The sequence below is a fragment of the Hyphomonas sp. genome (assembly GCF_040882205.1).
Taxonomy (GTDB): Bacteria; Pseudomonadota; Alphaproteobacteria; order Caulobacterales; family Hyphomonadaceae; genus Hyphomonas.
In genome coordinates this window covers 1-5,465 of sequence record NZ_JBBEBT010000118.1, presented here as the reverse complement: position 1 = coordinate 5,465, position 5,465 = coordinate 1, and the positions used below count along the sequence as shown (strand labels likewise).

The 5,465-nt window shown below is 64.5% G+C and carries 5 protein-coding genes; 3 read left to right on the top strand and 2 right to left on the bottom strand.

The window, feature by feature from the left end; genetic code table 11:
• Positions 1 to 663: phytanoyl-CoA dioxygenase family protein (locus WEA77_RS04645; protein WP_368066698.1), on the top strand; the 663-nt coding region annotated here is incomplete at its 5' end.
• Positions 664 to 818: 155 nt separating this feature from the next.
• Here the strand turns inward: WEA77_RS04645 and WEA77_RS04640 are convergent.
• Positions 819 to 2,120, bottom strand: a complete 1,302-nt coding sequence (locus WEA77_RS04640) for an acyl-CoA dehydrogenase family protein (protein ID WP_368066697.1) — start codon at positions 2,118 to 2,120, stop codon at positions 819 to 821.
• Between the two features lie 130 nt (positions 2,121 to 2,250).
• Between WEA77_RS04640 and WEA77_RS04635 the strand changes: the two genes are divergently transcribed.
• Both WEA77_RS04635 and WEA77_RS04630 read left to right on the top strand, forming a co-directional pair.
• Complete coding sequence (locus WEA77_RS04635; protein WP_368066696.1) at positions 2,251 to 2,997, top strand: TSUP family transporter; 747 nt, start codon at positions 2,251 to 2,253, stop codon at positions 2,995 to 2,997.
• 122 nt (positions 2,998 to 3,119) lie between these two features.
• On the top strand, positions 3,120 to 4,013 hold the full coding sequence (locus tag WEA77_RS04630; RefSeq protein ID WP_368066695.1) for a LysR substrate-binding domain-containing protein: 894 nt from the start codon (positions 3,120 to 3,122) through the stop codon (positions 4,011 to 4,013).
• Between the two features lie 10 nt (positions 4,014 to 4,023).
• On the opposite strand, the gene WEA77_RS04625 is transcribed toward WEA77_RS04630, so the two are convergent.
• Positions 4,024 to 5,465 (bottom strand): cation:proton antiporter (locus tag WEA77_RS04625; protein ID WP_368066694.1); only part of this gene is annotated, 1,442 nt, incomplete at its 5' end.

Here is a 5,465-nt window from a genome sequence, read left to right as displayed (position 1 = left end):
CGCGAGCTGGTGTCCGATCCGCTGATCAACACCGCCACCGAAGCCTTCCTCGCTCCCTTCTGTGATCGCTACCAGTTGCATCTGACGCAGGTCATTCGCATCAAGCCCGGACAGGGCGCGCAGGTGTTGCACCGTGACCGGCTCGCCTGGGGCGGTTATCTCCAGCGCAGCATCGAGCCGCAGCTGAACATGATCTGGGCCGTGACGGATTTCACGAAGGAGAACGGCGCCACACGCGTCGTCCCCGGCAGCCATCTCTGGGAAGACGGACGCGGCGCACACGAGGAAGAGATCACTTATGCCGAGATGAAGGCAGGGTCGGTCATCATCTATACCGGCTCGGTGATCCATTCCGGGGGCGCGAATGTCTCCAGCGCCGACCGTGTCGGCATCAACATCACCTACTCCCTCGGCTGGCTGCGGCAGGAAGAGAACCAGTATCTCTCCTGTCCGCCCGACATCGCCGCGAACGTCTCGCCCGAACTGCAGCGCCTGATCGGCTACTCAATGGGCAGCTATGCGCTCGGCTATTTCTCCCCGCCGCTGGCGCCGGGAATGGGACCGGAAATCGTGCCGCCAGAGACGCTGTTCACCGGTGAAGTGAGCGGCTGGGGCGATGATCTGTATGCGAAGGTTTCGGAGCGGTCGGCGGTGAAGGCCTAGACCCGGTCTCCATACCGCTCATCCCCGCGAAGGCTGGGAACGCGAGGGGTCTGGCCTGACCCGCACCCCCGGGAAAGAGCGGACAAACAGGACAACAAAAAAGCGCGCGGAAGTTTCCCTCCGCGCGCCTTCAAACTTTCAATCCGTAGCTGGACTTACTTGCGCCAGATGGCGGCCAGCGAGGGATCCTCCACGCCGCCTTCATACTTGCGCAGTTCATGACGCCCGACGACCATGTGGTGGACTTCGTCCGGCCCGTCCGCGAGGCGAAGGGTGCGCTGGCTGGCATACATGCGGGCAAGCGGGGTCCATTGCGAGACGCCGGTGGCGCCGTGGATCTGGATGGCCTGGTCGATGATCTGGCAGACACGCTCCGGCACCATGGCCTTAACCATCGAGATCCAGATGCGGGCTTCCTTGTTGCCAAGAACGTCCATCGCCTTGGCAGCCTTGAGAACCATCATGCGCATCGCTTCGATTTCGATACGGGCGCGGGAGATGATCTCGGTATTGCCGCCGAGTTTCGCCAGCGGCTTGCCGAAAGCTTCGCGGCTGAGGCCGCGGATGCACATCAGGTCAAGCGCGCGTTCGGCCTGGCCGATGGAGCGCATGCAGTGGTGGATACGGCCCGGGCCAAGACGGAGCTGCGAAATTTCGAAGCCGCGGCCTTCGCCGAGCAGCATGTTTTCCTTCGGTACACGGACGTTCTCGAAGCGCAGGTGCATGTGGCCGTGGGGCGCATCGGGCTCGCCGAACACATGCATCGGGCCAACGATGGTCACGCCCGGGTGGGGCAGAGGCACCAGCACCTGCGATTGCTGGCGGTTGACGTCCGGGCCGTTGTTGGAACGGCACATCACGATCATGATCCGGCAGCGCGGATCGCCGGCGCCGGAGGCGTAATACTTCTCGCCGTTCAGAACGTATTCGTCGCCGACGAGTTCACACTTCATCGAGACGTTCTTAGCGTCAGAGGAGGCCATGTGCGGCTCGGTCATCACGTAGGCGGAGCGGATCTTGCCCTCAAGCAGCGGCTTCAGCCACTTCTCCTTCTGGGCGGGCGTGCCGACGCGCTCCAGCACTTCCATGTTGCCGGTGTCGGGCGCCGAGCAGTTCATAGTTTCCGAGGCCATCGGGTTTTTGCCGAGTTCGGCCGCGATATAGGCATAGTCGAGGTTCGACAGGCCTTCGCCGGTTTCGGCGTCCGGCAGGAAGAAGTTCCAGAGGCCCTGCTTCTTGGCTTCGTCTTTCGCTTTCTCGAGGCATTCGAGCTGGCCGGGGGCGTAGGTCCAGATGTCCCTGTTGCCTTCGCCGAGGCGGTGGAACTCGACGCTCATCGGGTTCACGGTTTCGGCAATGAACTTCACCACATGATCGTAAAGCGGGCGAACCGCCTCCGACATGCGAAGGTCATTCATGTCGGCGTGCTCGTCAACGGTGCGTTGTGTGTCAGGCATGGGTCTGTTTCCTCTCCCAAGGTTCTTGTTTTCTGCTGTTCTTCTTCAGCAGGGTAACTGACGCGCCGGGGGGCGCGCAAATTCTTTCTGGCTCTCGCGCTGGCAAAAGAACCCGGCTATGGCCCTTTGCATGAGTTCCGTTTCGGCCCTCGTAATCCTTGTCACCGTGCTGGTGACCGCGTTCATTTCCGGCATCTTCGGCATGGCCGGCGGTCTGATCCTGATGGGCGTGCTGGCCGCAATGCTGCCTGTGGCGAGCGCCATGGTCGTTCACGGCGCTGTGCAGATGGTCTCCAATGGCTACCGCGCCTTCCTCTGGCGCAAGTATATCGACTGGCGTGTGTTGCGCCGCTACGCCCTTGGTGCGATTGCGGGTTTTCTGCTCCTGCTCGCCATTTCCTGGCGCCCGGAGGCGCGCGCGGTCTACCTGTTCCTCGCCGCCACCGCGATGCTCGTCTGGTTGCCGAAGAGCTGGATCCGCCTGGACATACTCAAGCGAGGCCAGGCGGAACTGGCGGGTTTTGCCGTGCAGGCCCTGAATACGCTGGGGGGCGTTGCTGGCCCCCTGCTGGATATCTTTTTTGTCACGACTGACCTGGACCGGCGCGCGGTCGTGGCCACCAAGTCGGTAACGCAGGTGCTCGCCCATCTTGTGAAGGTTATCTTCTGGAGCGTTCCGGGGATTGCCGCTGTCGGCGGGGCTGCTTTTGCGCCCCTCTGGTTCTTTGCGCTGGCGATCCCGCTCTCGATGCTCGGCACGCGCCTCGGCGGCAAGCTGCTCGAGGGCATGAGTGATGTCGACTTCAAGCGGGCGATGAAATGGCTTGTCACCGCAATTGGCGCGGCGATGCTGCTGAAGGCGTCGGGATGGCTTTAGAACGGCCGGCATGCGCGGTCTCCATTTTCCCAGACCTTTCCCTACGCGTAACTCGACTATTCGGATACTTTATCTTATGAAGCTGTCTCATCACTATTGGTGATACCAGAACGGGACAGTCCATGAACCTGCGCAGCCTTGACCTGAATCTGCTGCCCGTGCTGGAAGCGATCCATTCCGAACGCAGTCTGACCCGGGCGAGCGAAAGCCTGCACATAACGCAGCCCGCCGTGAGCAATGCGCTGGCCCGGCTGCGCCTGCATTTCGAGGACCCCCTGTTCGTGCGCGAGGGGCGGGGCGTGAAGCCGACCGCAATGGCCGAAGCGCTGATGCCGGCGGTGCGCGATGCGCTGGACCGGCTACGCGCCGGCCTGGAGCCGCGTTCGGAGTTCGTCCCCGCGCATTCGACCCGCGTCTTCAATTTTTCGGCGCGGGATGCCTCCGCCTATATGCTGGTGCCGGCGCTGGCGCGGAAACTGGAAGTTGAAGCGCCAGGCCTCAGGATCGCGTGGAGCCAGGTGGACAGGGCGACGATCTCGACAGAGCTCGCCTCCGGGCGGCTGGATCTCGCCATCGATGTGCCGGACCTGCGCGGCGCCAACATGGAACGCGAGGTGCTTTTCTCGACGCCCTATGCCTGCATGCTGGCACCGGATCATCCGATGACGCACAAAAAGCTGACGGCCGAGCGCTTCTTCGGCTTGCGCCATATCGCGGTGTCCAGCCGGCGGGAGGGGCGCAGCCTCGTCGAGGAAATGGCGCGCGCGGCGGGCGGACGGATCACGCCGGCGCTGCGCTTGCCGAACCACCAGCCCGCCATCGAAGCGGTGCGCCATACCCACCTCGCGCTCGTCGCGCCGCGGCCGATGGCGGAAGCCTCGGGCCTCGCGGTGCGCGACCTGCCGATCGCCTCACCGATGCTGGCGAGTGTGCTCTACTGGCGGCGGGAGAACTCAGAGGACCCGGCGCTGATCTGGCTGCGGCGCATGTTCGGTGAGATTGCAGCGGGGTTGTAAGGGCTGGACATCAGGCGCGCCTGTATTCCTCGTCGCGGGCCTGGCCGATCCGGGTGCGGACGGTTTCCTGGTCGTAGCCGAAAATTTCCAGCGCGATGCGCACCAGCTGGAGGCCGGACTCGATGGCTTCTGGCACGACATGGTCTGCTCCGGCAGCGCTGAGGCGGATCATGTGGTCGCCGTCATGGGCGCGGGCAAGGATGGTCAGGTCCGGGCGAAGCTCCAGTGCACAGCGCACCATCGCTTCGGCGCGGTCCGGATCATCGACTGTGATGATCAGCATGGCCGCGCGGGAGATGCCGGTGGCTCTCAGGAACTCTGGCCGAGCAGCGTCGCCGACATAGGCATGCACGCCGGCTTTGCGGGCCATGCGGATCTTGTCCGGCTCGCGGTCGATGGCGACAATGGCGGCTTCCTCGTTGACGAGCAGGCGCGCGATCGACTGGCCGACGCGGCCATAGCCGGCGAGGATGACATGGTCCGTGAGATGGTCGAGGTCCATCATCGGCGGCAGTTCACCGTCAGCGGTCTTGCCGCGTGCCAGTCGGCGGGCTAACTGGCCAAGCAGCGGTGTCAGCAGCATCGAGAGACCAGCGACGGCGGAGGCGAAGGTGGCGATCTCCGCCGGCACAGCGTCCGCAGCGCGCGCGGCAGTCAGCACGACGAAGGCGAACTCGCCCGCCGGCGCGAGCAGCAGCGCAGCTTCGAGCGAGAGCGGATGGTTTCCCGCGAACAGGCGGCAGGCGGCATAGGCGATCAGTGCCTTTACCGCGACAAGCGCCGAGAGCGCGGCAAGAATCCAGACGATCTGGCTGGCAATCATCGGCAGATCTAGGCTCATGCCGACGGTCATGAAGAAGAGGCCGAGCAGGAGCCCCTTGAAGGGCTCAAGGTCTACTTCTGTCTGGTGCTTGAATTCGGTCTCGCCGACGAGCAGGCCGGCGAGGAAGGCGCCGAGCGCGAGCGAGAGACCGGCGCTATAGGTGATCGCGGCGGCGCCGACGACCGTCAGCAGGGTCAGCGCCATCAGGAAGTCGCGCCCCCCGCTGGCGGCGGCGAGGCGGAAGACGCGGCCGAGCAGATAATGGCCGATGGCCCAGATCACCGCGATGGCAATCAGCCCGCGCACGAGGGCATCGACCAGCACGCCGGCCATGTTGGCGTCTGCCTTCATGCCGGCAAAGCCGACGAAGATCAGGATCGGCGCAACCATGATGTCCTGGAAGAGCAGCACGCCGAGCGTGGCCCGCCCGACCGGCTGGGCGGCGCGCTTGGACTCGATCAGAACCTGCATGACGATGGCAGTAGACGACAGCGCCAGCGCGAGGCCGAGGATCATCGCGACCGGCAGGTCCAGCCCGAAGGCAAGGCCGGCGCCTGCAATGGCGACCGCGCTGATGACGGCCTGCCCGCCGCCCGCCCCAACCACGACTTTGCGCAGCGCCCAGAGCT